The sequence below is a fragment of the Stenotrophomonas sp. ASS1 genome (assembly GCF_004346925.1).
In the GTDB taxonomy this organism is placed as follows: Bacteria; Pseudomonadota; Gammaproteobacteria; order Xanthomonadales; family Xanthomonadaceae; genus Stenotrophomonas; species Stenotrophomonas maltophilia_A.
The window spans coordinates 4,262,498-4,286,507 of sequence record NZ_CP031167.1 but is presented as its reverse complement, the minus strand read 5'-3'; the positions used below and the strand labels follow the sequence as shown (position 1 = coordinate 4,286,507).

The following is a 24,010-nucleotide window of genomic DNA, read 5'->3' as shown; positions in this document are numbered from 1 at the left end:
GATAGCGTTTGGCCTGGCAGTAATTGGAGGTGCATTGGTTGGGACTGGGCCTTGCCGAGTGAACTGTGATCTATACATGTCGATTATTCGACTTGTAGGGCAGGCACATTACAATAGAATAATTGGGGTGGTGTGGATCATCGGTGGCGCCATGTTTATTGTTGCTTCGATGTTGATTGGAAAGAGAAAAGCTCCCCTTCGCCGAGGCGGAAAGAAGGCGCGGTTGTAAGGGGTTCAAGTAGAGTCAGCATCGTTCAGTGCGAATGAATTGAAAGTCGTTCGACTGCTCTTCTGCTCGTGGCTTAGCTGCAGAGCGGGGTAAGGATGAGAGTTGTTCTGCCTTCGGCAACGTGGCTGCAGTCTGGAACGCAAAGTAGCCATGATGTCGAGCGACTGATGACCTCGGTAAAGCAGTCCGCTACCCCGTCTGGATGGAACTCGACAAGGAAGTTCTTCGAATGTCATTGGAATCAGTTTTCGAAGCCCTTTGCTTGCTCGCTATCGCAACGTTGTTGATGGCATTCGTTTCGCGGATTTTTCTGGTTTGGGAGCTAAAGAGAAATTCGCCTGAACTATGGGAATCTCTTGGCAGGCCTGCGATCCTGGAGCGAGATCATTTCTTGACCAAGTACCCGATCTGCGGATGGACGCGGGTGTACAACGGCGCATCAGGAGCGCGCAGGTTGTTGCTCTTGGTGTTCTGGGTCTCGTTCCTTGTATATTTTATATTGCTGATTCCCCTGATCGTGATCTGGATTATGCAGTGATCAAATCCTCTTCCGTTGGTCTGAAGTCATTGCCCTAAGCTCTGTCTATCTGACCAAGTAAGCCCAGCTCAGCTCAGCTCGGACGGCACGCCGATTGAAACCTATGCGAATACCTATCCGGTGGCGCTGATCAACGTGCTGGGCACTGGCGTGCCGGAACTGGCCTACGTCCAGCCGGATCATCTGGGTACGCCGCGCGTGGTGATCGATCCCGTGGGGCAGGTAGGTACTCTCGAGCGCTGCGCGATGCGCTGCGCGAGTAGAGCGATCAAGCGGGAGGCAAGGCGCATGAACTCGGATAGGGGGGAACCCCCTGGTTCCGAATGATGCCTGCCCTCGTCATGGGAGGTGCCACGCCAGCTTTGGGAACATGGCCATCTGCTTTGGTCTGACAGCAATGTTGTTCACGGCTTCCGCAGTCCTCCACAAAAGAACGCGATCGGCCTGCACGCCTCGGAGAGGTGCAAGATGGAAGCCAGGAAGATTCTTCGGTACGGGCTGGCCTGCGCGGTGTCGTGTGGAGCACTCTGGCTGTTCCTGCACTTTGCGGGCAGGACGCTTTACGCCTTCGACTCACATCATGCCTTCTTCTGGCTGTATTCCATCAGTCTTCTGTTGCTGGGAGTGGGCGCGCGGGTTCCCGCCGGTGGCCGCCTGACGATCAGGCGGCTTGCCAAGGGAGCTGGCTTGGGGCTGCTCGCGGGCCTTCTGGCTCAGGTCGTGGTGCTTGTAATGGAGGCCTATAGATTCAGCGGGTTCAGGTCATCGCTGCTCTGGCAGGTACCGGTTTCGCTGACGGTGATGAGCGTCGTGCTGCTCACGCCACTCTGGGGCGTAGTGCTGGTTGCCCTCACCGCCGCATGCCGCCGCGACAGCGACCCACATCAGGCTTCAAGCCCATGAAGCGCCTGACTGCCTTTTGCCTTGTGGTTGCACTGGCATCCTGTGCGGCGCATCCGAATCGCATCACGAAGTGTCCGCAGGCCTATCTCACCTACATCGGCACCGAGAGAGTCGACGGACTGACCTACGGGCGTTTCCGAATCACCCACAATGCTGATCAACCGCTTCAACTGTGGGTGGATGAAAGACGCAGGTTGAACGCAAGAACTGCTCGCGCAGAGATGAGGCGTACGGGCGAGGATGCCTGGCGGCCTTACAACGTGATCCTTGAGGAAATCACGCCGGGAGCAATCGGGCTGTCGATCGGGCAGGGTGAACAGCAGCGCGTTCTGTTCGATGGTGATGGCGTGTTCCTGTCCGGCCAATCCAGCGCGGACGCGGAGTACTCCATCGTGGTACGGGATATAGCCGGTTGCGAACATCGCTCCGCGTCGTTCATTCCCTGACGTTCCCGCCGGTGTGCGAGATTCTCGATCACCCTCGTTCAGCGGTACCCGCCGCATGGGCAGCGGGTGCCCCCACGGCGATTGCACCAGCGCGATCTCAATCTGCATGCCAATCCGCAGCCACCCGGTCCGCCAGCACCAGCTCGGTATCCGCCTGCCGGCCATCGCGCAGATAACGGATGCCCACACGCGTCCCACCCGGGCGCTCACGCAGCAGCGCACGCCAGTGCGCCAGTCTCCGCGTGGCAATCGGCTCACCTGAAATCATGACGATGCGATCATCCCTGCGTAATCCGGCGCGTGCACCGGCACTGGTTGGCGCCACATCGGCCACACGCAGTGCAGCGCCCTCGGACTGAAGCCACAACCCGCTGCGATCGAAGGCATCGGGCTGCGTGCTTTCGGCGTTGGGCACTAGGTACAGACGCTTGGCATCGTAGTCGATGCCCATGGAGAACCGCCGCAACACCCCGCCACCGAGAATCGCGCCATAGTCGGACAGGGCCAGCGCCCCCTTGTTGGTGCTGGACAGGTCGCCGACCAGGCCGTTGACTTCAATGCTGCCCATGCGCAGCACACCCAGCCGTGCCGGTCGCGCGCGGCCTGGCCCACCCAGACCCCATCCCAGCACCGCCTCCTCACTGGCGTGGTATTTCTCAAGCAGGCCATGCGCACGCACGAACGGGCTGCTCAGGCTCAGCGAATTGCGTGACCCGGTGTCCAGCCACAGCCGCAGCGGAATGCCGTCAAGCTCGCCATTCAGTACCGGTGCGCGGTCGTCCTGTTCGAACGGCAGCACCACCGCGCTGGCGGGCGGCTGGTAGTGGCCCGGTCGGGTGAAGCTGAGCACGCGCGCGCCATAGTCGAAGGTGGTGACGAAGCGCAGGAAGGTCTCGTAGCCGATGAAGCCATCGTGTGGCACGCCCATCGAGTTGATCTGCTGGCCCAGGTCGATGATGTGGAACACCGGGTTTGCAAGGTGCGCGCCACCGATGCGCAGGTGGCGGGCCTGTGCCAGGCCCAGGTCGCTGGCGTTGTCGCCGGCACCATGCACGCTCAGGCGGCCCGCTGTTGTCAGCCCCAGGCGCTTGGCGGCCGTGGGTGTCAGCAGGTTGATGGCGCCGGTGTCGACCAGGAAGCGTGCCGGCTGGCCATCCACCTCGGCCTCGATATAGACGTGGTTGTTGATCAGGTCGAACGGAACGCGGGTGGTGCCGCTGGCATCCTCGATGTAGCTGTCGGCGGCCATCGCCGGTGGCGCATACCGTGCGTCCGGCATCGGGCTGTTCACCCGATAGCGATGCACCCGCACGTCGCTGCGCAATCGTGGATCGGCACTGCCCTGGGCATCGAGGGTGTCGGTGATGATGCGGTGGGGCAGCATCAGACCTTCCACGGCCCGGTAGTCTTCCAGTGCGATGGCGGTGGGTGTGCGCGCGGATGCAATGACCACGCGGCCGAGCAGGCCGCTGTCTCTGTCGAACCAGAGCTCGATCGGGTCGGCGCCCTCCGGGGTAGTGGCCAGGACGGTATAGCGCCGGCCGTCCAGCGTGTCGGCGCGGGGCGGGGCAAAGCGGGCGGCCGGATAGGCGCTGGACCAGTAGGTGCGCGTGACCAGCCAGGATTGCGTTCGCGCTGTCCGGCGCGGCACAGTGCCGTCCAGCAGGCCGACCTCACCACCGTAGTCGCGCCGCCAGGACAGTTGCCCATCAAACCCCTGCGCGACGATGAATTCCCCCAGCTGCGCCTGTTCGGCATAGCGCCCGGCGCGCAGATCCTGGTTGAGCTCCCACCGCCCGTGCAGACCGCCCAGCGACTGCTCGCCCTCAGCCTGCAGGTGCTGTGCAGCCTGCCAGCGCTCGCCGCCACTGGCTGCGCGGGCCCTGGCCAGCACATCGGCAGCATCCACCCCTGCGGCGTGTAAAGGAACCGCCAGCATCCACAGCAGGCCACACAACATCCGTCGCAAACGCATCGCTTCACCTCCTTCGTTGGGTCCGAAGGTGATGGCAGCGCAGGGACGGGGGATATTCGACCGGGCGTGAAGGATTGGACGTTCAGTCGGACGTGGTGCGACGGCGCCGGTACTCGCTGGGTGTCTGCCCGGTGGCGCGCTTGAACGCACTGTTGAAGGTCGACTTGCTGCCGAAGCCGGCAGCGAGGCCGATGTCCAGCACGCTGCGGAGGTCGGACGGATCGGACAGGCACGTTCTCGCTGCAGCCACACGGAAGCCGGTCACGAACTCGGAAAAGTTCTGGCCCAGGCCCTGGTTGAGCGCCTGCGAGACCTGGTTGGATGACCAGCCGCTGCGCTGGCTGAGGGACTGGAGATCCAGCCCGGGCGCCTCATGCAGGCGTTCGTCCTGCATCAATGCAGTCAGCGCGCTGGCAATGGCCGCGCACTGCGTTGCATCGATGCCCGAGCGTTCGTAGCGTGCGCGGGGCGTATCCTCGGCGGATGCAGGCATGTCCATCAGGACGGGTGCCGAAGTGACCACACGTGCACGCAGCTGCTGGCGTACGGCCTGGCACGCCAGCAGGTACATACCTGCCGTGGTCACCAGGCTGAGCCCGATGCTGGCCAACAGCGGGGCGGCATCCGGCGGCCACCGGTTCATCGCGCTGGCCAGCCAGCAGCCCGCCATCACGATCGCCAGCCCGCGCAGTCCGCTGCGTTGGATGGCGGTTCCGCGCGGAGCCGAAGGCGTGCGCAGTGACAGCCACAGCGTGGCCAGCAGGTAGGGCGTGCCCTGCAGCAGCCAGCCATGGAAGCTGAGCTGGAACAGCGCCTTGCCGAGCGGCGAGGGTTCGAAAGGCGCAACAGCATTCAGCAGGGAAATGACGAACGCGAGCATGGCCGGCAGCAGATGCGCCAGCGGCAGCAACGAAGTGTGGTCCGGCGCAGGGGACAGCAGCGCACGTGCGTGGCCGTACAGCAGCGGACCGAGCAGATAGACCAGCGGCACCTCGATGACCCGCAGCCAGCGCACCGCATCGGCCGACAGCCAGGCCTGGCCACCCAGCAGCACTAGCCCGGACAGGCTGGCGGTAGCAAAACAGGCGAAGAACGCAGTGAGCAGCAGATTGCCACGCCCCGTGCGGCCGACGCTTACGCCGGTGGACAATGCGGCCAGGCCGAGAATCGCAGCGCCTGCCGCCAGCTGCAGCAGATCCGATGGCGTCATGCCTGCAGTGTTGATGAAGCACGCGGCAACGTCCAGCGCGGGCTGGCAGCGTGCAGGCAGCAAGGGGGAAGATGGCGCGCCCGGAGGGATTCGAACCCCCGACCAATGGCTTCGGAAGCCACTACTCTATCCGGCTGAGCTACGGGCGCGTTGTAGAACCGCCGCGCCGCCGACCAGTGCCGGGGCGGGCATCGCAGCGCCATGAAGCGGTGCGGGACCGGCATTCTATCCAGTTTCGCCGAACAAATCTCCCCCCGCCAGGCAAAGCCCTGCCGGAGGGGCAGGAGTATCCTATCGGCATGGCTGATACCCCCCTCACTTCGCCGCAGTCGTCGGCGACGCCGCGTTGGCGGCATTACTGGAGTCTGATGCGCGCTGATCGCCCGATCGGCACGCTGCTGCTGCTGTGGCCCACCTGGTGGGCGTTGTGGTTGGCCGCCGGCGGCCTGCCGCCGTTGTGGACCCTGTTCGTGTTCACCGCCGGCGTGTGGCTGACCCGCTCGGCCGGTTGCGTCATCAACGACTACGCCGACCGCTGGCTCGACCCGCATGTGGAACGCACCAAGGCGCGTCCGCTGGCCACCGGCGCGATCAGTGGCCGCGCTGCGCTCATCCTGTTCGCGGTGCTGATGCTGGTGGCGTTTGGGCTGGTGCTGACCCTGAACGGGCTGACCATCGGCCTGAGCTTCATCGGCGTGTTCCTGGCCGCCAGCTACCCGTACCTGAAGCGCTATACCCATCTGCCGCAGGTCTACCTGGGCATGTCGTTCGGCTGGGGCATCCCGATGGCGTTCGCCGCCGTGCAGGGCGAGGTGCCGATGCTGGGCTGGCTGCTGTATGCCGGCAACATCCTGTGGTCCACGGCCTACGACACCTGGTATGCCATGGTCGACCGCGAAGACGACCTGAAGATGGGCTCGCACTCCACCGCGATCCTGTTTGGTGACCTCGACCTGGTCATCCAGGGCGTGTTGTACGCGCTGTTCCTGGCCACCATGGCGCTGGTCGGCGTGCGCGGTGGGCTGGGCGGGTACTACCTGGCCGGCGTGGCCGTGGCCACCGTTCTGGTGGTGTACGAGTTCTGGATCTGCCGAAACCGCGAGCGCGGCCCGTGCTTCAAGGCGTTCCTGCACAACAACTGGGTGGGCGCCGCGCTGTTCGCCGGCATCGCCGTGGATCTGGCGCTGCGTTGACCCCAGGGTCTGGTAGAGCCGGCCGCTGGCCGGCTGTACCCGTATGCGGTCCCGAGGTTGCCGGCCAGCGGCCGGCACTACCGCCTTCTACCACCTGCGATGATGCTTGGATCTGGTAGAGCCGGCCGCTGGCCGGCTGCACCCGTATGCGGTCCCGAGGTTGCCGGCCAGCGGCCGGCACTACCGCCTTCCACCACCTGGGATGATGCTTGGATCTGGTAGAGCCGGCCGCTGGCCGGCTGCACCCGTGCGCGATCCCGAGGTTGCCGGCCAGCGGCCGGCACTACCATCCCGCCACCTACGACCAATAGGTGGCTGACAGCCCGCACCCCACCGCCCAGAATCGGTCCATCGAACCTGGGAGGGTAGGCGATGGCCTCGACGGCAGCAGTACAGGACGGCTGGATGGCGCGCGCTGCGCTGCGCTCGGCGGCCTGGGCGGAAAAGTGGTTCCCCGATGCGTACGTGTTTGCGGTGCTGGGCGTGGTCATCGTCGCGCTGGCGGCGATGGGCTTCGGCTCGACCCCACAGGCCACCGCCAGCGCCTTCGGTGATGGCTTCTGGAGCCTGATTCCCTTCACCATGCAGATGGCCTTCGTGGTCATCGGTGGCTATGCCGTGGCCACTGCACCGGTGGTCGCACGCTTCATCGATTTCCTCGCCCGGGTGCCGCGCACCGGCCGTGGTGCGGTGGTGTACGTGGGCCTGGTCAGCATGCTCGCCTCGCTGCTCAGCTGGGGCTTCTCGCTGGTGTTCGGCGGCCTGCTGGTGCGCGCGTTGGCGCGCCGTACCGAACTGCGCATGGACTACCGCGCGGCCGGTGCTTCGGCCTATCTCGGTCTGGGTGCGGTGTGGGCGATGGGGCTGAGTTCCTCGGCCGCGCAGCTGCAGGCCAACCCGGCCAGCATGCCGCCGGGGCTGGTCGAGATCACCGGCGTTCTGCCGTTCACCGAAACCATCTTCCTGTGGCAGTCGATCGCGCTGACCTCGGTGCTGATCCTGGTTTCGCTGCTGATCGCCTGGCTGACCGCACCGGCTGCCGGCAGTGCGCGTACCGCTGAGGATTTCCCGGGCGCCGCGCAGGCCGAGCCGGAACCACTGCAGCGCCGCACGCGCCCGGGCGAGTGGCTGGAACACAGCCCGCTGCTGACCGTACTGCTCTCGTTGCTGGCGTTCGGCTGGCTGTTCAACGAGTTCGCCAACAAGCCGGTTGTCACCGCCATCGCCAACCTCAATACCTATAACTTCATGTTCATTTCGCTGGGTCTGCTGCTGCACTGGCGGCCGCGCAGCTTCCTCAACGCGGTGGCCAAGGCGGTGCCCAGCACCACCGGCGTGTTGATCCAGTTCCCGCTGTACGGTGGCATCGCGATGATCCTCACCCATGCTGCTGGAGGCGACGGACAGACACTGGCGCACCGCCTGTCGAGCCTGTTCGTGCACGTGGCCAGCACCGATACCTTCGCGCTGGTGATGGGCGTCTATTCGGCGGTGCTGGGCTTCTTCGTGCCCTCCGGCGGTGGCAAGTGGATCATCGAGGCGCCGTACGTGATGCAGGCCGCCAACGAACTGAAGGCACACCTGGGCTGGGCGGTGCAGGTCTACAACGCGGCCGAAGCGCTGCCGAACCTGATCAACCCATTCTGGATGCTGCCGCTGCTGGGCGTGCTGGGCCTGAAGGCACGCGACATCGTGGGCTTCACCTTCATCCAGCTGCTGGTGCACATTCCGCTGGTGCTGGGCCTGCTGTGGCTGCTGGGCATGACCCTGGCGTATGTGCCACCGGTGATGCCCTGAAAGCAGGGGTGGCCTCCCTGCGTGAGCCGGGAAGCCAGCCTCGTTCAGCGCGTGTTTCCGGCGGCGAACGCCATGAATGCGTGCAGGCTGACGAAGGCATGAGCACATGCCGAACCCGCATGAATCCTTCAGCCGCTTGTGCCACAAGGGCTTCTGCGCGTTCATTCACAGGCGTACACACAGATGTAGCCGCCCACCCACGCGTGATTAACCATTCGCTGCAGACGATGGCCACGTCCACCGCATTCCGCGAGTGGCTTTGGAGATCGGACATGGCACAGCAGAACCAGAACCCGAACCAGAAACAGCAGGGCCAGCAGAACCAGCAGGATCAGCAGCAGGGCCGTGGCCGCGACCAGCAGCAGCAACAGCAGCAGGAACAGCAGAAGCGCAACCAGAACCAGCAGCAGGGCGGCCACGACGAAGAAGAATGACCGCGTTGCATGTGCAACGTGACCGGCGAAGCCCCGCCCCGTGCGGGGCTTTGCTTATTCCAGCATGCCGATGTGCTGCAACACCGGCGCCGCCGACATGTCATTCGGATTGCTGCCGGGCTGATCCTGCGGCACGTCCATGCCCATGCCACGGTACAGATCCACCCAGTGCTGGGCGATCTCCCCGGTCTGCGGGTTGCGGAAGTTCATCGGCTGCAACGCAAATACATGGTGCGCACGGAACGCACGTTCGATGAAGTCGGAACAGTAGTAGCTGTCCTCGTTCAACACATACGACGTGTTGTACGGCTTGCCCAGCATCGTGCGCGCGGTGGCGACCGCATCCTTGATCGCTGCCTGCTGCGGCGCGCGCAGGCGATAGACCACGATCTGCCGCTGCTTGGCGCGCGCTTCCTGGCGGAATTCGACCAGCGATTGCCGGCGCGATCCTTTCTCGTCTGCATGAAATACCTCCCAGCCCTTCGGCGCGGAGGCGACCAGCGCGACGTGATCGAAGCTGGGCGCGCCCTGCTTGCCGGTGGCATCGTCGATGGCCGCACTGAGACCGCTGCGGCCGGCGGTGACGAACAGAAGGTCGCCTTCGTGGACATCGACGGCCCTCGCCACCGCCGGCCACAGGGCGGGCAGCAGCAGGCCGATCAGGAGCAGGAGGCGATGCATGAGGACTCTCGGACAAGCGGAATGCCTGAATTGTAGGGTGCGCGGTAGCATGGAGCGACCGGACCGGATTCAGGATGTGCCCATGTGTCGATACCGTTTTGCCGCAGTGCTGATGCTTGCCTGTGGCGCGGTGCTGGCAGCCTGCGCGCCAGTGCCGCAGGCACCGCAGACCGCGACCGAAGCCTCACCTGCCGCAGCGGCGCTGGCGACCACCCCCGCCGAGCCCACAGCTGTGGCTGCACGCGGTGAATGCCTCTACCCGGAATTCGATACGTTCCTGAAGCATTTCGGCAACGAGATCGCGCTGCAGGAAAAGACCACCGCCGATCCGCTGCTGGACAGCTACATCGATGCAGAGGCCGAGCCGGAACCGCGCAAGGTGGAAAGCCGGCTGGCGCTGGCCGATGTCGAGTGGCCGGTGATGCCTGATCCCGCCGCATTGGCCGGGCAGGGCCGCGAAATGCAGGTCAGCCCCTTGGCCGATGGGCAGCGGCAGGTGCAGATCCGTACGCCGGACAGCAGCGACCAGCAGACCTAAACCTTCACGCAGGCGCCGTGCTGGACGCTGGTCAAGCGTGAGGATGAGTCGATCTGATGGCTGATCCGGCACAGGCGCGGCGGGCCAGCGGCTGCTAGGCTCGATCCCTGGTCCAGGCAGGGAGACGCCGATGCAGGCTTTCAGGAAGCGCACCACCACCGCCGCCATTGCCGCCGTATTGGCGATAGCCCCCTTCAGCGGCGCGCAGGCACAGTCGGTGCATGCCGATGACCGCACCTACTTCGCCAGCGCCGCGTCCGAACAGACCGCGCGCGACGCGTTGGGCAAGCGCGTCGAGGCCCTGCAGCAGGCGTCCACCCTCGCACCGGCGGAACGCTTCCAGCAGGCCGAGGCACTGGAGGCGCAGTGCTTGCGGCATCTCGGCTACCTGCATCTGCAGTCCGCCCGCAACGCGCGCGATCTTCGCCCGGCACAGGCGATGGAGCAGGCAGCGGGGCTGTGCAGCCGCATCGCTCGCAGTGGTCGCGCCGCACTGCGCGAGGCGCCCGCAGATGCGGCGTGGGCAGCACCGTATGGCTTCCTGCGCACTCGGGCGCTGAAGGAGGCTGCCACCCCGGCCAACGCCGCGCTTGATGAGGCCGTGGAGGCACTGGCCGATCCGGCGCTGGACAGCTTCGCGCGCCTGCGCGGGCAGATCCTGCGCAGCGCCGAGTATCCGCAGATCGAGCACGGCGGTCGTCACTGGGACACCGGACGCGACAAGCAGCTGCTGGCCCAACAGCCCGACCGCGCCCTGCGCGAGGCCGGCTGGAAGGGCTACTGGCAGGGGCTGCACTCGCGCCGTGAGCCGATGGCCTCGGTGCTGCTGGGGCTGGTGCAGGTGAATGACGCCGCCGCACGCCTGCAGGGTGACGGCTCGGCGCCGGCATATGGCTACCAGCGCATGGGCCTGGATACTGCCGCAGTGGATGCAACGCTGGTGGCGATCGAACAGCACGCCGGGGACCGCCGTGCCTACCAGGACATGCTGCTGCGCCACGCTGCGCGATCCGGCATCGACGCACCGCAGATATGGGATACCACCGTGCCCGATGCCGGCTATACGCCACCAGTGCTGACGTTGGCGCAGCTGCGTGACAACGCCGCCGATGCCATGCAGCACCTGGGGCCGGCGTACGTCGCCGAACTGCGCGCGCTGCTCGATCCGGCCAACCAGCGCATGGATCTGGCCACCGAACGTGGTGACCGCAGCCAGGACGCGTTCTCGGTGAGCGCTCCCGGTGTGCCGGCAATGCTGTTCGTTGGCCTGCGCCGTGGTGATCTGGAAAGCGACGTCGAGATCGCCCATGAAGCCGGTCATGCCGTGCACGGCGAGTGGATGCAGCGCGGTCATGCGTCGCCGCTGCAGCGCAATGGCAGCCAGTGGCTGACCGAGGCGTTCGCGATCTACAACGAGCTGCGCTTCCGCGACCAGCTGTACCAGCAGGCAGAGGATCCGCGCGCCAAAGCCTATTACCTGAAATCGCTGCTGGACGACATGGTGCTGCAGCTGTTCACCTCTTCCGAGGAAGCGCAGCTGGAGCAGTCGATCTATCGGGGTGTGGCCGCAGGCACGCTGGGCACCGCCGATGACCTGGACGCGCTGACCGGGCAGGTGCTGGCGCGCTTCGGCCAGCAACCGGAGCGCTACCCGCAGCTGCGCAACACCTGGATCGGCAAGCGCCTGATGTATGAAGACCCGAACTATCTGGTGAACTACCTGTATGCGGGGCTGCTGGCCGTGCAGTTGTATGTGCAGGACCAGCGCGACCCCGAAGGGTTCCGTGAGCGCTATCTTGCCGTGCTTGGCGAGGGCTTCGACCGCGCGCCGAACGAGCAGGTGGCGCAACTGCTGGGGCACGCGCCTGACTGGGCGGCCCTGGTGGATGCCGATCTGCAGGTGTTCAACCAGACGGCGGCGCAGCTGCAGGCGCTGCATGCGCAGATCGAGGCAGGGCAGGGTACGTGAACACGGCGCGCCCCTTGCAGCAGGCGGCCGCCACCGTGTGGCTGCTGTTGCTGCTGTGCCTGCTGCCGATGGCAGCGCTGGCGGCAATCCCGGTCCCGGCGCTGGACGATCCCGTGGTGGACACTGCCAACGCGTTGTCCGCTGAAACCCGCGCCACCCTGCGCAGGCAGGCACTGCAGCTGCAGGCACGGAAAGGTGCACAGCTGCAGGTGCTGGTGGTACCCAGCGTGGGCAGCGAAGGCATCGAGGCCTATGCACAGCGGGTGTTCGATCAGTGGCAGCTGGGGCGCGCCGGTGTCGACGATGGTGTGCTGCTGTTGGTGGCGGTGCAGGACCGCCGCGTGCGCATCCAGACCGGCTATGGCCTGGAAGGAGCGCTACCGGACGCGTACGCCGCTCGCATCATCGATAACGCGATCGTGCCGCGCTTCCGTGAGGGCGATGTCGACCAGGGCGTGCTCGATGGCACGACGATCATGGTGGCGCTGATCGATGGCGAGGACCTGCCGGCATGGGAGGAACCGACGGCCAGCAACGTGCTGCCTGCGGACTGGCGACGCGCAGACTCGGTGGTGGCGTTGACCCTGCTGGCCGGCTTCCTGGCCGGGCTGTGGCGCTCGCCGCCGCCCCTCCCGCCGGCGAAGACCGAGGACGATTTCAGCGGCAGCCGTCGGGAGCGGCGGCGCAAGGCACTGGCCGCCAATGCATCGGCACCAAAACCAACCTGGCCGACCTTGCCGGCCTGGGGCCGCCCGATGCTGGTGACCGCTGTTGTGGGTGCGGGTGTGCTCTCCGTGGCGCTGCTGCTGCCACGCCATGTGCTGCCGGGCCTGTGCTTCGTGCTGGCGCTGGGTGTGCCGGTGGCTACCCTGCTGGGCTGGTGCTGGCGCCGCAGCCGAGGTGTGCGCATCGTGCTGTGCGGGATGCTGATGCTCAGCGTGCTCTTCCTGGTGCAGGCGCTGCTGCGTGGCCAGCTGCCACCGAGCCTGGCCCGGCACCTGCTGCTGCAGGTCGCTGCGGGCGTTGTCACCCTGATGGTGTTCCTGCTGGTGCAGGCCTGCCGCACACGCTGGAAGAAGAACCGCAGCAGCTTCATCGTGCGCATGACGGTGCTGGTGCTGTTGACCCTCGGCTATGCCGCGGGCGCGTTGCTGGCGGTCTATCGTGCCGAAGGTGACGATCCACGATTGCTGGCGATGATCGTGTCCGGGGTGTGTGGCGTACTGCTGTACTTCGTGTGGTTGTTCACCATGCTGCCGGGCGAGCGCGCACGCGGCCGGGCTTCATCATCCCGCGAACGCACGTCGTCCCGTTCGTCATCCTCGTCGAGTTCGTCGTCGAGCAGCTCCAGCAGCTGGTCTGGAGGCGGCGGCCGCAGCGGCGGCGGCGGCGCGTCCGGCAGCTGGTAGTTCAGGTCGCCTGTACCCGCCAGCCGAGCGCGGCGTCCTCCACAACACCCGGGCCGGCCACGTCGCCGACCTGCAGCTGCAAGCCGCGCGCGTTCGGCAGGTCCTTCTGCTCGGGGAACCAGCGTCGATCCGCAGCGACCACGATCAGCAGGCCCTCGTCGTCGCCCATCGGCGCGAACTGCGGCGACGGCGGGCTGATCGGTTGCAGGCCGAACCGCAGGCTGGACTGTTCGCGCACAGCGTCGACATCGTGGCTGGGCAGGCCGACTTCGCTCAGGCAGGTCAGTTCGCTGCCGTGGAACGCACCTTCGCGCGCGCTGGCCGGCAAACGGCGGCGGCCGATCAGTTCCAGGATCAGGCCGTCAGGGCCAGTGAAGTACACCGACTGCGACTGCCAGCTGCTCTCCAGCGCGAAGTAGTCCAGTCCCGCCGGATTGCGTTGCAGCGGCGTGCGCTCACGCAACCAGGTCATCGCCTCGCTGAAGCGGTTGTCCGGTACGTTGAAGGCCAGGTGCACGCCACCGACCGGATGATCACCCGCCGGCTTCAGCTCGATCGTGCTCCAGCCGATGTGCACGTGATTGCCGACCACGCGCTGCTGCAGCACATCGTGGAAATATGCAGCGACGGTGGTGACGTCGGACACCGGCAGGGTGAGGTGAAGCAGGCGCATGATCGATCCTCCGTGGAGCGCATGCACCGAGTGTAGACCTGGCGGGATTGCGTGGGTGTCACCGCGGGCGCAACGATTCGTTACGGTGGGTGCCGCGCTCGAAGATCACTCCACCGGCAGCCAGATTTCCACGCCGCCGTTGCCGCTGTGCTCATCGAAACGCATGTCGTAGCGTTCCAGATCGGGGGCGTCGGCCAGGCTGAGCCCGGAGCCGGGCAGGTAGTGATCCAGCAGCCAGAACCAGGTCGAGCGGATGGTCGAGATGTGCCCGCCGTGCCAGGCCACCAGGTAGCGACGCGGCGGAATGTCCACGCGTTGCCAGTGCGCAGGTACGCTCGGCACCGCGCTGGCCGGCAGTGCGGCGATGTAGTCGAAGCCGCCATCGTCATCACTGTTGCAGCACACGCCGAAGCTGATCGGTGCCGGCGTCGGCCATTCCCGGTTGAGCTGCGCCCACTGTCCGGGTATCGCACCGCCGCTGTCGCGGGTATGCCGCATGCCGATACCCGCGACCTGGAAGGCAGGGGTATCGAGCAGGCGCGGCGCTTCACCGCAGGCAGTCGGCGCATCGTCCACGCGGATCGCCTGCACCAGCGCCAGCCCATCGGTGCCTTGTTCGCGTACCCGCTCCGGGGTCTGCCCGAACTGTTCGCTGAAGGCGCGGGTGAACGCTGCATGGGTGGTGTAGCCCGCGCCCAGTGCCACCTGCAGGATGTCGCCCGCCCCGTTGGCCAGCCGCTGCGCGGCAGCGGTCAGGCGCCGTCCCCGCAGATAACGCACCACCGAGGTGCCGGTGCGGGCCTGGAACAGGCGCGACAGATGGAACGGCGAAAGCCCCGCTGCGGCGGCAATATCGGCCAGTGCCAATGGCCGGTCCGCATGGGTTTCGATGTACCACAACGCCTTGCCTGCCGCGCTCATCCTTCCGTTCCCCGAATCCAATGCCGGGCACAGTAGCGGATCGCGTGGCGCTTCGTTTAGCAGTTCTTGCGCTGCAGCGGCATCAAGCTGTCGCACTGACGTCATGGCTCCTTCACAGATCGCGCCGAGACTGCGCGCCTTGTCCACGCCTGTTGTGTCCGAGCAGGTGCTGGCCCTGTCGCGTCCTCCCGGAGCCCTGCCGTGCATCGTTCGAAGCTTTCGCGTTCCATCCTCCTCGCCCTTTCCATGGCCAGCGCAGGCGGCGTGATCGCAGCGGAGGCCGATGCGGTCGACGCCCCGGCGGGCAGCCGTGCGGCGCCCACCCAGCTCGACGCGATGCTGGTCACCGGCACCCGCGCCTCCAATCGCACCCAGTTCGAAACGTTGGCGCCGGTGGACGTGTTCACCAAGGAAGACATCAAGTCCGTTGAATCCGCCGACCTGAAGGACGTGCTGGCGCAGCTGGTGCCGTCGTTCGTGGTGCAGCGCCTGCCGATGGCGGACGGTCAGGTGTTCGTGCGCCCGGCCACGCTGCGTGGCCTGTCGCCGGATCAGACGTTGGTGCTGATCAACGGTCGTCGCTTCCACCGCAGCGCGCTGCTCGGCAACCGTGGCGCGCAGGCGGCCGATCTGGCACAGATTCCGACCAGTGCGATCAAGCGCATCGAAGTGCTGCGCGATGGTGCGTCGGCGCAGTACGGCTCGGATGCCATCGCCGGCGTCATCAACATCATTCTCGAGGATGGCCCGGGTACCGAGATCACCGCTGGTTATTCGCAGTATGCGCAGGGCGATGGCGCCTCGCGCGATTTCAGCGCACGCACCGGCTGGTCGCTGGGTGACTATGGCAGCCTGGTGCTGTTCGCCGAATCGTCCAACTCCGACGCCACCTCGCGCACCCGCCAACGCCCCGATGCCATTGCCTTCCAGGCCGCGCATCCGGATCTGGACGTGCCCAACCCGGTACAGCGCTGGGGCCAGCCGGAACTGGAAAGCCGCCGTGTCGGCTTCAACGTGAAGGCCAATGCCAGCGACACGCTGGAGTTGTATGCGTTCGGCCTGTACAGCCACAGCGATGGCGTCAGCGATTTCAACTGGCGCAATCCGGACACCACCACCGGTGCCTACCGCACCACGGCGATCTTCCCCGGCTGGAACCTGCGTTCGATCTATCCGGTGGGCTTCAGCCCGCAGTACGGCAACGTCCAGAACGACCTGCAGGTGGTCGGTGGCCTGCGTGGCGAGATCACCCCGAAGCTGCGCTGGGATGTCAGCGCCTCGTATGGCCGCAACGCCATCGACTACAGCCTGAAGAACTCCATCAACGCCTCGCTCGGCCCGGCCAGCCCGACCGCATTCGATCTCGGCCGCCTGACCCAGACCGAGAAGAACGCCAACGCCGACTTCAACTACGAGTGGGATGTGGCTGCGCTGTCCAAGCCGATCAACGTCGCCTTCGGTGGCGAGTTCCGCCAGGAGACCTACCAGGTGCGTGCCGGTGATCCGGCCTCGTACGCAGTGGGCCCGGGCGCTGCCGCTGGCCTGGAAGCCAACTCCAACGGTGCGCCGGGCTTCTCGGCCAGCCAGGCCGGGCAGTGGAGCCAGCGCAGCAAAGCCGCCTACGTGGATATGGAAGTGCCGCTGGGCGAGCGCTGGAGCATCGGTGCGGCCAGCCGCTACGAGGACTTCTCCAGCTTTGGCAGCACGCTGGACGGCAAACTGTCGGCACGCTTCGCGATCACCCCGGACGTGGCCCTGCGCGGCACGGTGTCCACCGGCTTCCGCGCACCGACACCGGCGCAGCTCAATACCACCAGCACCACCCAGGGCCTGGATACGCGCACCCTGCAGATCTTCACCAGTGGTCGTCTGTCGCCGAACGATCCGCTGGCGCTGCTGCTCGGTGCCAGGCCGCTGAAGCCGGAGGAATCGCGTACCGCGTCGCTGGGCCTGACCTGGCGTACCGACCTGGGCCTGTCCGGCTCGGTGGATGTCTACCAGATCAAGCTCACCGACCGCTTCAGCCAGTCGGCCAGCTTCGCCATTCCGGCCGGTACTCCCAATCCGCTGGGCTATACCTCGGTGAACTACTTCACCAACGACTTCGATACCACCACCACCGGCGTGGACGTGGTCGGCAACTACCTGCGCGACCTCGGCGCCGGCCGCATGACCCTGACCTTGGCCTACAACTACAACCGTACGCGGGTGGACAACGGCAGCACCTCGGTGGCCACCAACGAAACCCAGCGCGTGCTGTTCGAAGACCGCCTGCCCGAGCACAAGGGCAGCCTGACCGGCAGCTGGGACATTGGTGCCTGGTCGTTGATGGCGCGCATGCGCTACTACGGCGCCTGGACCGACGCCAGCGGCAATGCGGTGGGCGACATCTACCAGCGCTTCGGCGCGATGAGCTTCCTCGACCTGGCCGTGGGCTACCGCATCAACGAGCACCACAGCCTGCGCGTGGGTGCCGACAACGTGCTCGACCGCTATCCGGATGAGGCGGTGTTCCAGGCCAGCCGCGGCCTGGTCTACTCGCGCAACGCGCCGTACGACACCGATGGTGCCAACCTGTACGCGCAGTACCGGTTGAGCTTCTGATGGACCGCACGCGCCGCTCCCTGCTGCGTGCCGGCACCCTGCTGCCCGCCGCAGCCGCGCTGTCTTCACTGCCCGCCACGGCCGCCGCGCGCTACGCTGCGCCCATGCAGATTCCCGCAACGACCGTGGCGCCGGACGTGCTGGCCCGCGATGAAAGCTACTGGGCCGCTGTGGCCAGCCACTTCGACATCACCGATGAAGTGAACCACCTGGAAAACGGCTACTGGGGTGCGATGGGCCGTGAGACGCTGGCCAGCTACCAGCGCCACACCGCTGAAGTGAACCGTGGCAACGCCTGGTACGGCCGTCGTGAGTTCCCGGCGCAGTACATGGCGGTGCAGCGGCAGGTGGCCGAGCTGCTGGGCGTGGGCATTGATGAAATCGCACTGACCCGTGGTGCCACCGAGGCGATGCTGGCGCTGATTGGCGGCTACAACCGTCTGAAGCCTGGCGACCAGGTGCTCTACGCCGACATCGACTACGACAGCATGATCGGCGCGATGCGCTGGCTGCAGCAGCGTCGCGGCGTGCAGGTCGAGCGTATCGCGCTGCCGGCCGTGCCCGACCACGCGCAGATCCTGCAGGCCTACGAGGCCGCATTCGCGCGGCTGCCACGCCTGAAGCTGGTGCTGCTGACCCAGGTCAGCCATCGCCATGGGCTGGTGCTGCCGGTGGCGGAGATCGTCGAACGCGCGCGAGCGCGCGGTATCGATGTGATCGTCGATGCCGCGCATGGGTTTGGCCAGATCGACTACGCGGTGCCGCAGCTGAAGGCCGATTTCGTCGGCATCAACCTGCACAAGTGGATCGGTGCGCCGGTCGGTGTCGGCGCGATGTACGTGCGCAAGGGGCGCGTGGCGGACTTGGATCCCTACATGGGTGAAACCGACGATGGCCGCGTGGGCAGCCGCGTGCATACCGGTACGGTCAACTTCGCCGCCTACCTGGCGCTGCCGGAAGCGATTTCCCTGCACCAGCGTATCGGCGTAGCCAACAAGCAGGCGCGCCTGCGTTACCTGCGCGAGCGCTGGACGGTACCGGCGCGGCAGATGGCACATATCGAAGTGCTGTCCTCACCGGATCCGGCGTTGGCGAGTGCATTGGCCAGCTTCCGCCTGCGCGGGCGTACCAGCGTGGCCGACAACATCGCGCTGCAGAAGCGCCTGCTGGATGAGCATCGCGTGTTCACCACCCATCGCGATGGTTTGGACTCCGGCGCCTGCGTGCGGGTGACGCCGTCGGTGTTCACCCGTCTGGAGCAGATGGATGCCCTCGTGCAGGCGCTCTCCGCCCTGGCGTGACTCTGCTTTGGTGGGTGCCAACCTTGGTTGGCACATTCCGTCCGTGCCGGGGAATCTTCCGCCGGGCATGGCCCGGCGCTACCGATCCTCCCCCAGCCTGGTGGGTGCCGACCGTTGGTCGGCACATTCCATCCACGCATGGCGTGCACGGGCATTGCCAACCAAGGTTGGCATCTACCGAAGCGGGTCCCGTAGATCCACGCCATGCGTGGATGCTCTCCACCTACCGCTCGATCGCCGGCAACGCATCCGACAACAACAACCGGTCGATCCTCCGCAGCGCACTTTCCAGCTGCCGTCGATCCGCCGCCAGTCCCAGCGACAGCCGCACGCCACTCTGATGCAATACCCCCGGCGGGCAGAATGCCGATGACGGCGCGATCGCCAGCCCCTGCAGCTGTGCGGTACGCACCAGCGTGGCATCGGTCCACGGTGCCGGCACGCGGCACCAGGCATGCAGGCCTTCAGCCCGCTGCAGCAGCGATGGCGCCAGCAGGTAGCGCGCCATGCGCATGCGCTCGCGCGCCTCGGTGCGCACCTGCGCCAGCAGTGACTGCGCCGAACCATCCAGCAACAGCTGGCTGGCCAGCGCCGAGACCAGCGGATGGCCCATCAACCGCGTTGCCCGCAGTGCAGCCGTCATCGCCTCGGCATGCGCCGCGCTCGGGCAGCGCACGAAGGCGGTGCGCAGGCCGGGGCTGATCACCTTCGACAGCGTCGCCACGTAGAACACATGACGCGGTGCCAGTGTTGCCAGCGGTAGCGGCGCATCTTCGGCCAGATGCCAGTACGGATCGTCTTCGATCGCCAGCAGGCCTTCGCGCTCCAGCACGCGTGCCAGCGCTTCGCGCCGTTGCAGCGGCAGGCTCAGCGCGGTCGGGTTCTGGCAGGTGGGATTGAGATAGACCAACCGCGCGCCGCTTTCGCGTGCCAGCCGGGCCAGTGCATCGGGGCACATGCCGTGTTCGTCGCTGTCCACCGGCAGCAGGCGCCGGCCCAGTGCGGCAGCGGCCTGCAGCAGGCCCGGATAGACCAGCGCATCGCAGAGGATCGCGTCGTTGTCGCGGCCCTGGCTGACCAGGATCGCGGCCAGCGCCACCTGTGCACCTTCGGTCAGCAGCAGGCAGGCATCGTCCACCTTTCCCAGCATCGGCTGCAGCCAGCGCGCCGCTGCGTGGCGGTCGGTCGGGTTGCCGCCGCCCAGGTGATAGGTCATCAGGTTCGGTGCGTTGCTGCGCGCAAGCACGGCGGCGGCACCGCGGCGCAGCGTCTCGGCCAGCGCATCGGCATCGGGCACCGGCGGCACGTTCATGCTCAGGTCCACCACCTGGTCGAAGCCGGCCTTGGGCGGTGCGATGAAACTGCCCTGTGGTCCACGCGCTTCGATCAGGCCACGCTTGCGTGCTTCATCGAAGGCGCGGGTGACCGTGGTCAGGTCGATACCGAGCTGCTGCGCCAACGCGCGTTGCGAAGGCAGGCGCTGTCCCGGTGCGAGACCACCGCGGCGCACCGTGCGTTCCAGCGAGTTGACGATGCGCAGGTAGATCGGCCCGCTGTGCGCGAGTACGTCCTGCACCCATTCGCGGGCTGCGACATCCGGTCGCGGCATGTACGGAGCATGTCGGGGCGTATCGTTGATTCCAACGGCGGGAGCCTGTCCATAACCATCGGTCGGTTCGGACAGGTGACCGCCGTTGTTGTTTGCGGCGGCCACGCCGGCCAGCGTCAGTGATGTCATTGCGCGTCCTCAGCGCTGGGCCTGCCAGGGGCAGTAGCAGCCCACGGCAAGCAGTCCTTTCGGGCGCACGGATTCGCCGCGCACCAGTTTGTCCAGCAGCGGTTCGACGAAGCTGTTGGCCGAGTTGCAGACCATGCCGATGCTGTACGGGCCGGCGTAGGCGAGGTGGCCCTGGCGATCCCAGATGGCTACGGCGGGGCTGGCCGGAATGTGTTCGATGCCGTCGATGGTCGGCAGGTTGATCACCTTGTTGCGCAGTGGCTCGGGCAGCTCGCCCTGCGTACCCGGGCGGCGGATGGCATAGAAGTCGATGCCGGCGCGGCGGTACATGCTGATCAGGTAGCTCAGGTGCGCACCGGTCTCGCGGTTGCAGACCGCGCACGCCGGGTCCCAGAAATGCACCACGCGGATGCGGCCGGTATCACCGGCCAGATCGGCCGGCAGGCGCAGCTGCGAATCGTCGAAGACGATGGCCTGTTCGGTGAAGGTGGACTGCGCGCTGTAGCCGAAGTACTGCCACAACGCAGCTGCCACGCCGGCCATGAACAGGCAGGCGAGGGCGATCATCGTCGGCAGCAGCCAGCGGCGACGCGGCGCGGCTGCGCCCATCAGGAATCTTCCCGGCCGAACTTGTGCACGTACTGCTTGCGCATCTCGCGGCAGGAATCGGCCTGCGCGCGGCGCTGGATCTCGCTACGCGACGGATCCTCGCTGCGCTGCACGCACTGCTCGATGGCGTGGCGTTCGGCGGCCTGCACATCCACGGTCTGCGGCTGCAGGCAGACCCAGGCCAGCGCGGCCAGCATCAACACCACAAAGCCGCCGCACCCGGCCATCACCAGGTGGAACTTCAGTTTCTCGGCGCGCATCGATGCACGTCCCTTCATCCATACATTGCATACAAAATATCATCTTGTATGGATAAAGCGCCATGCGCCCCGTTCAGACGATGGCGTTGTGGCGTGCCTCGGGGGCCTCGGACAGAATCTCGTTCAGCTTGGCCAGCGCCCCGGCCAGCGCGCCCTGGTCGACTGCGCCGCCCAACGATAGGCGGATCGCATTGCCCGGCGGCGGTTCTTCCACGCTGAAGGCATCGGAGCTGGCAATGCCCAGCCCCTGCTCCTGTGCGGCCTGGATCAACCGATACTGGTCGAGCCGCGGCGGCAGCGGCAGCCACACATGCAGGCCGGCCGGATGCGCCTGGGCACGGGCCGGCAGGTAACGGGCGGCAATGGCCTGGCGCTCGCGCAGTTCCTGCTGGAAGCGCTGCACCATGTCCTGGGCCTGGCCGCTGCGGATCCACTGCGAGGCCACCGCCACCATCGACTGGGTCGGCATCAGTGCGATTGCGCGCAGCGCATCCAGCACCGGTTCCATCGGCTCGCCGGCCGGCACCACCAGGTAGGCGGTGCGCAGGCCCGGGGCCAGGCACTTGGACAGGGTGGAGATGTAATAGACCGGGCAGCCGGCATCGCGGTGCGCGGCCAGCGGCGGCGCGGCGTTTCCGGCCAGCAACCAGTAGGGATCGTCTTCGATCACGGTCAGATCGTGGCGCTTGGCGACCGCCAGCAGCGCCTGCCGACGCTGTGCCGACATCGTCGCCGTGGTCGGGTTCTGGATGGTCGGCACCAGGTACAGCAGGCGCGGGCGACGCAGCTGGCAGGCCTCTTCCAGTGCGTCGGGCAGCATGCCCTCGGCGTCCATCGCCACCGGCACCACGCCCCGCTGCAGCACGCGCGCGGCGGCCAGCAGGCCCGGGTAGGTCAGCTGTTCGGCGGCGATCAGCTCGCCCGGCTGGGTGCGGGCCAGGATCAATGCGCACAGCGCGGTCTGCGCACCGGGACAGATCACTACCTGGTCGGCACCGACCGTCCCCAGCATCGGTGACAGCCACTGCACAGCGGCGGCGCGGTCCTCGCGGGTGCCGGCGCCGACGTGGTAGCTCATCAGTTCGCCCTGGCCCAGCTGCTGACCCACGTGCTGGAAGCCGGCCTCCATGCCCTGTGCGAACGGCGCGCTGCCCAGCAGCGGCGGGATGTTCATGCTCAGGTCCACCGAGGTGCTGCGGTTGCCGGCCGACAGCGCGATGAAGGTGCCGCCCGCGCCCTGGGCGTCGAGCAGGCCGGCCTGGCGCAGTTCGGCAAAGGCGCGGGTGACCGTGGTCAGGTCCACGCCCACCTGCTGGGCCAGGTCGCGCTGCGGCGGCAGCCGGTCGCCCGGCCGCAGCACGCCGTCATCCACCGCCTCACGCACCTGCTGGGCAATCTGCAGATACAGCGGGCCGGCGCCCTCGCGGAAGGGGCGAACCCAGGTGCGATTGGGGTGTTTCAGGCGGCGGCCGGCGGCAGGTGGCGTCATCGGTCAGTTTTTTCCATACGTGCAGATGCACAAGTCCATACAATGATGTATCTTGTATGGGCTTGATTGGAGTGGTTCGCCTGCTTGTAGGCGACCTCGTACCCACAGTGTAGCCGCTCCACGCCCGGGCGCTGCGCGCAGGCGAGCCGGTCAAGCGCGCTTCTTCAACAGGGTTGACCTCCAATGAATATCTGCTGGAACCGCATCCGCCTGGCGCTGGTCGCCCTGGCCTGCGTCGGCCTGTCGGGCTGTGACTGGGTGCTGCTGGATTCGAAGGGCATGGTCGGGCTCGCCCAGCGCGACCTGATCCTGATCTGCATCGGCCTGATGCTGATCGTGGTGATACCGGCCATCGTGCTGACCTTCGTGTTCGCCTGGCGCTACCGCGCCGGCAATACCAAAGCCAAATACATGCCTGACTGGTCGCACTCCACCAAGGTGGAGATCGTGGTCTGGGGCGTGCCGCTGATCATCATCGCGGTGCTGGCGGTGATCGTGTGGAAGTCCACCCACGAGCTGGACCCCTACAAGCCGCTGGACGTGGCCGGTGAGCCGCTGCACGTGGACGTGATCGCCACCGACTGGAAGTGGGTGTTCGTGTATCCGGACCTGGGCATCGCCACGGTCAACCAGCTCAACTTCCCGGTCGACCGCCCGCTGGCGTTCAACATCACCTCCAACTCGACGATGAACACCTTCTTCATCCCGCAGCTGGGTGGGCAGATCTACGCGATGGCCGGCATGCGCACGCAGCTGCACCTGATCGCCAACGAGCCCGGCCAGTTCCGTGGCATGTCCGGCAACTACAGCGGGCATGGCTTCTCGAACATGAAGTTCATCGCCACCGCCAGCAGCAACGAAGAGTTCGAGCGCTGGGTGGCCGAGGTGCGCAGCGCGCCGGACGCGCTCAGCTTCACGCAGTTCAAGGCGCTGGCCGCGCCGTCGAAGAACGCACCGGTGCAGCACTTCTCCAGTGTTGAACCGCTGCTGTTCAAGAAGGTCATCGACCAGTTCATCGGCGTTGGTGAGAACACCGCTGCTGCTACCCCGGCGGGCGCTGCCGGTGGTGCCCAGGTTTCCCAGGAGTAACGAA

General features: G+C 66.4%; 21 protein-coding genes and 1 tRNA gene. 12 read left to right on the top strand and 10 right to left on the bottom strand.

The genetic code is table 11. The annotated features are described in order from the left end of the window. Window positions 1–431: 431 nt before the first annotated feature. The 3 genes from MG068_RS19810 to MG068_RS19800 all read left to right on the top strand — a co-directional run bounded on the left by MG068_RS19810 (window position 432) and on the right by MG068_RS19800 (window position 2,116). Window positions 432–767 carry a hypothetical protein gene (locus tag MG068_RS19810; protein ID WP_132810967.1) on the top strand — a complete coding sequence of 112 codons (336 nt, stop codon included), beginning with the start codon at window positions 432–434 and terminating at the stop codon, window positions 765–767. A gap of 468 nt (window positions 768–1,235) precedes the next feature. Further along, entirely contained in the window at window positions 1,236–1,670 is a 435-nt protein-coding gene (locus MG068_RS19805; RefSeq protein WP_132810966.1) for a hypothetical protein, read from the top strand. After that, window positions 1,667–2,116 (top strand): adhesin, encoded by a 450-nt coding sequence (locus MG068_RS19800; protein ID WP_132810965.1) that lies wholly within the window; start codon window positions 1,667–1,669, stop codon window positions 2,114–2,116. The genes MG068_RS19805 and MG068_RS19800 overlap by 4 nt, the downstream gene beginning before the upstream one ends. 97 nt (window positions 2,117–2,213) lie before the next feature. On the opposite strand, the gene MG068_RS19795 is transcribed toward MG068_RS19800, so the two are convergent. The 3 genes from MG068_RS19795 to MG068_RS19785 all read right to left on the bottom strand — a co-directional run bounded on the left by MG068_RS19795 (window position 2,214) and on the right by MG068_RS19785 (window position 5,450). Then, on the bottom strand, window positions 2,214–4,091 hold the full coding sequence (locus MG068_RS19795) for an aspartyl protease family protein (RefSeq protein WP_132810964.1): 1,878 nt from the start codon (window positions 4,089–4,091) through the stop codon (window positions 2,214–2,216). Window positions 4,092–4,173: 82 nt separating this feature from the next. After that, entirely contained in the window at window positions 4,174–5,301 is a 1,128-nt protein-coding gene (locus MG068_RS19790; RefSeq protein WP_132810963.1) for a helix-turn-helix domain-containing protein, read from the bottom strand. 72 nt (window positions 5,302–5,373) lie between these two features. Continuing rightward, window positions 5,374–5,450 (bottom strand) — tRNA-Arg (locus MG068_RS19785). Window positions 5,451–5,600: 150 nt separating this feature from the next. Here MG068_RS19785 and ubiA point away from each other — a divergent pair. From ubiA to MG068_RS21120, 3 genes are all read left to right on the top strand, one after another. Further along, window positions 5,601–6,494 (top strand): 4-hydroxybenzoate octaprenyltransferase, encoded by an 894-nt coding sequence (gene ubiA / locus MG068_RS19780; protein WP_006475017.1) that lies wholly within the window; start codon window positions 5,601–5,603, stop codon window positions 6,492–6,494. Window positions 6,495–6,866: 372 nt separating this feature from the next. Continuing rightward, window positions 6,867–8,291: a short-chain fatty acid transporter gene (locus MG068_RS19775; protein ID WP_132810962.1), complete on the top strand. Its 1,425-nt coding sequence runs from the start codon at window positions 6,867–6,869 to the stop codon at window positions 8,289–8,291. Between the two features lie 272 nt (window positions 8,292–8,563). Next, the gene (locus MG068_RS21120; protein ID WP_010482135.1) at window positions 8,564–8,725 is read left to right on the top strand and encodes a hypothetical protein; all 162 of its coding nucleotides are present in this window, start codon (window positions 8,564–8,566) and stop codon (window positions 8,723–8,725) included. A 54-nt stretch (window positions 8,726–8,779) separates the two neighbouring features. Here the strand turns inward: MG068_RS21120 and MG068_RS19770 are convergent, their stop codons facing one another. Then, entirely contained in the window at window positions 8,780–9,406 is a 627-nt protein-coding gene (locus tag MG068_RS19770; RefSeq protein ID WP_132810961.1) for a YiiX/YebB-like N1pC/P60 family cysteine hydrolase, read from the bottom strand. Window positions 9,407–9,488: 82 nt separating this feature from the next. On the opposite strand from MG068_RS19770, the gene MG068_RS19765 reads away from it, so the two are divergent. From MG068_RS19765 to MG068_RS19755, 3 genes are all read left to right on the top strand, one after another. Then, complete coding sequence (locus MG068_RS19765; RefSeq protein WP_132810960.1) at window positions 9,489–9,944, top strand: hypothetical protein; 456 nt, start codon at window positions 9,489–9,491, stop codon at window positions 9,942–9,944. Between the two features lie 130 nt (window positions 9,945–10,074). Then, window positions 10,075–11,913 carry a M3 family metallopeptidase gene (locus MG068_RS19760; protein ID WP_132810959.1) on the top strand — a complete coding sequence of 613 codons (1,839 nt, stop codon included), beginning with the start codon at window positions 10,075–10,077 and terminating at the stop codon, window positions 11,911–11,913. A gap of 68 nt (window positions 11,914–11,981) precedes the next feature. Then, a complete protein-coding gene (locus MG068_RS19755) occupies window positions 11,982–13,322 on the top strand; it encodes a TPM domain-containing protein (RefSeq protein ID WP_240792149.1) in 1,341 nt (446 codons plus the stop codon). 1 nt (window position 13,323) lies between these two features. Here the strand turns inward: MG068_RS19755 and MG068_RS19750 are convergent, their stop codons facing one another. After that, complete coding sequence (locus MG068_RS19750; protein ID WP_132810958.1) at window positions 13,324–13,995, bottom strand: VOC family protein; 672 nt, start codon at window positions 13,993–13,995, stop codon at window positions 13,324–13,326. A 105-nt stretch (window positions 13,996–14,100) separates the two neighbouring features. Beyond that, entirely contained in the window at window positions 14,101–14,916 is an 816-nt protein-coding gene (locus tag MG068_RS19745; protein ID WP_032127095.1) for an AraC family transcriptional regulator, read from the bottom strand. A 201-nt stretch (window positions 14,917–15,117) separates the two neighbouring features. Between MG068_RS19745 and MG068_RS19740 the strand changes: the two genes are divergently transcribed. Both MG068_RS19740 and MG068_RS19735 read left to right on the top strand, forming a co-directional pair. Then, the gene (locus MG068_RS19740; RefSeq protein WP_132810957.1) at window positions 15,118–17,520 is read left to right on the top strand and encodes a TonB-dependent receptor plug domain-containing protein; all 2,403 of its coding nucleotides are present in this window, start codon (window positions 15,118–15,120) and stop codon (window positions 17,518–17,520) included. Next, window positions 17,520–18,821: an aminotransferase class V-fold PLP-dependent enzyme gene (locus MG068_RS19735; RefSeq protein WP_132810956.1), complete on the top strand. Its 1,302-nt coding sequence runs from the start codon at window positions 17,520–17,522 to the stop codon at window positions 18,819–18,821. The genes MG068_RS19740 and MG068_RS19735 overlap by 1 nt, the downstream gene beginning before the upstream one ends. Before the next feature lie 223 nt (window positions 18,822–19,044). Here MG068_RS19735 and MG068_RS19730 read toward each other — a convergent pair whose 3' ends face one another. From MG068_RS19730 to MG068_RS19715, 4 genes are read right to left on the bottom strand one after another with little or no spacing between them, the layout of a single operon-like run. Then, window positions 19,045–20,559 (bottom strand): aminotransferase-like domain-containing protein, encoded by a 1,515-nt coding sequence (locus MG068_RS19730; RefSeq protein ID WP_132810955.1) that lies wholly within the window; start codon window positions 20,557–20,559, stop codon window positions 19,045–19,047. 9 nt (window positions 20,560–20,568) lie between these two features. Further along, a complete protein-coding gene (locus MG068_RS19725) occupies window positions 20,569–21,168 on the bottom strand; it encodes a DUF6436 domain-containing protein (RefSeq protein WP_132810954.1) in 600 nt (199 codons plus the stop codon). Then, the gene (locus tag MG068_RS19720; protein WP_005414763.1) at window positions 21,168–21,446 is read right to left on the bottom strand and encodes a hypothetical protein; all 279 of its coding nucleotides are present in this window, start codon (window positions 21,444–21,446) and stop codon (window positions 21,168–21,170) included. The genes MG068_RS19725 and MG068_RS19720 overlap by 1 nt, the downstream gene beginning before the upstream one ends. A 55-nt stretch (window positions 21,447–21,501) precedes the next feature. After that, window positions 21,502–22,917 (bottom strand): aminotransferase-like domain-containing protein, encoded by a 1,416-nt coding sequence (locus tag MG068_RS19715; protein ID WP_132810953.1) that lies wholly within the window; start codon window positions 22,915–22,917, stop codon window positions 21,502–21,504. Window positions 22,918–23,100: 183 nt separating this feature from the next. Here MG068_RS19715 and cyoA point away from each other — a divergent pair, with 183 nt between their 5' ends. Then, a complete protein-coding gene (gene cyoA / locus MG068_RS19710) occupies window positions 23,101–24,006 on the top strand; it encodes a ubiquinol oxidase subunit II (RefSeq protein WP_049421129.1) in 906 nt (301 codons plus the stop codon). Window positions 24,007–24,010: the final 4 nt, after the last annotated feature.

Bases quoted from the DNA above. Each gene is read 5' to 3' on its own strand.
- MG068_RS19810 (WP_132810967.1), top strand. From the start codon at position 432: ATGGAACTCGACAAGGAAGTTCTTCGAATGTCATTGGAATCAGTTTTC.
- MG068_RS19805 (WP_132810966.1), top strand. From the start codon at position 1,236: ATGGAAGCCAGGAAGATTCTTCGGTACGGGCTGGCCTGCGCGGTGTCG.
- MG068_RS19800 (WP_132810965.1), top strand. From the start codon at position 1,667: ATGAAGCGCCTGACTGCCTTTTGCCTTGTGGTTGCACTGGCATCCTGT.
- MG068_RS19795 (WP_132810964.1), bottom strand. From the start codon at position 4,091: ATGCGTTTGCGACGGATGTTGTGTGGCCTGCTGTGGATGCTGGCGGTT.
- MG068_RS19790 (WP_132810963.1), bottom strand. From the start codon at position 5,301: ATGACGCCATCGGATCTGCTGCAGCTGGCGGCAGGCGCTGCGATTCTC.
- ubiA (WP_006475017.1), top strand. From the start codon at position 5,601: ATGGCTGATACCCCCCTCACTTCGCCGCAGTCGTCGGCGACGCCGCGT.
- MG068_RS19775 (WP_132810962.1), top strand. From the start codon at position 6,867: ATGGCCTCGACGGCAGCAGTACAGGACGGCTGGATGGCGCGCGCTGCG.
- MG068_RS21120 (WP_010482135.1), top strand. From the start codon at position 8,564: ATGGCACAGCAGAACCAGAACCCGAACCAGAAACAGCAGGGCCAGCAG.
- MG068_RS19770 (WP_132810961.1), bottom strand. From the start codon at position 9,406: ATGCATCGCCTCCTGCTCCTGATCGGCCTGCTGCTGCCCGCCCTGTGG.
- MG068_RS19765 (WP_132810960.1), top strand. From the start codon at position 9,489: ATGTGTCGATACCGTTTTGCCGCAGTGCTGATGCTTGCCTGTGGCGCG.
- MG068_RS19760 (WP_132810959.1), top strand. From the start codon at position 10,075: ATGCAGGCTTTCAGGAAGCGCACCACCACCGCCGCCATTGCCGCCGTA.
- MG068_RS19755 (WP_240792149.1), top strand. From the start codon at position 11,982: ATGGCAGCGCTGGCGGCAATCCCGGTCCCGGCGCTGGACGATCCCGTG.
- MG068_RS19750 (WP_132810958.1), bottom strand. From the start codon at position 13,995: ATGCGCCTGCTTCACCTCACCCTGCCGGTGTCCGACGTCACCACCGTC.
- MG068_RS19745 (WP_032127095.1), bottom strand. From the start codon at position 14,916: ATGAGCGCGGCAGGCAAGGCGTTGTGGTACATCGAAACCCATGCGGAC.
- MG068_RS19735 (WP_132810956.1), top strand. From the start codon at position 17,520: ATGGACCGCACGCGCCGCTCCCTGCTGCGTGCCGGCACCCTGCTGCCC.
- MG068_RS19730 (WP_132810955.1), bottom strand. From the start codon at position 20,559: ATGACATCACTGACGCTGGCCGGCGTGGCCGCCGCAAACAACAACGGC.
- MG068_RS19725 (WP_132810954.1), bottom strand. From the start codon at position 21,168: ATGGGCGCAGCCGCGCCGCGTCGCCGCTGGCTGCTGCCGACGATGATC.
- MG068_RS19720 (WP_005414763.1), bottom strand. From the start codon at position 21,446: ATGAAGGGACGTGCATCGATGCGCGCCGAGAAACTGAAGTTCCACCTG.
- MG068_RS19715 (WP_132810953.1), bottom strand. From the start codon at position 22,917: ATGACGCCACCTGCCGCCGGCCGCCGCCTGAAACACCCCAATCGCACC.
- cyoA (WP_049421129.1), top strand. From the start codon at position 23,101: ATGAATATCTGCTGGAACCGCATCCGCCTGGCGCTGGTCGCCCTGGCC.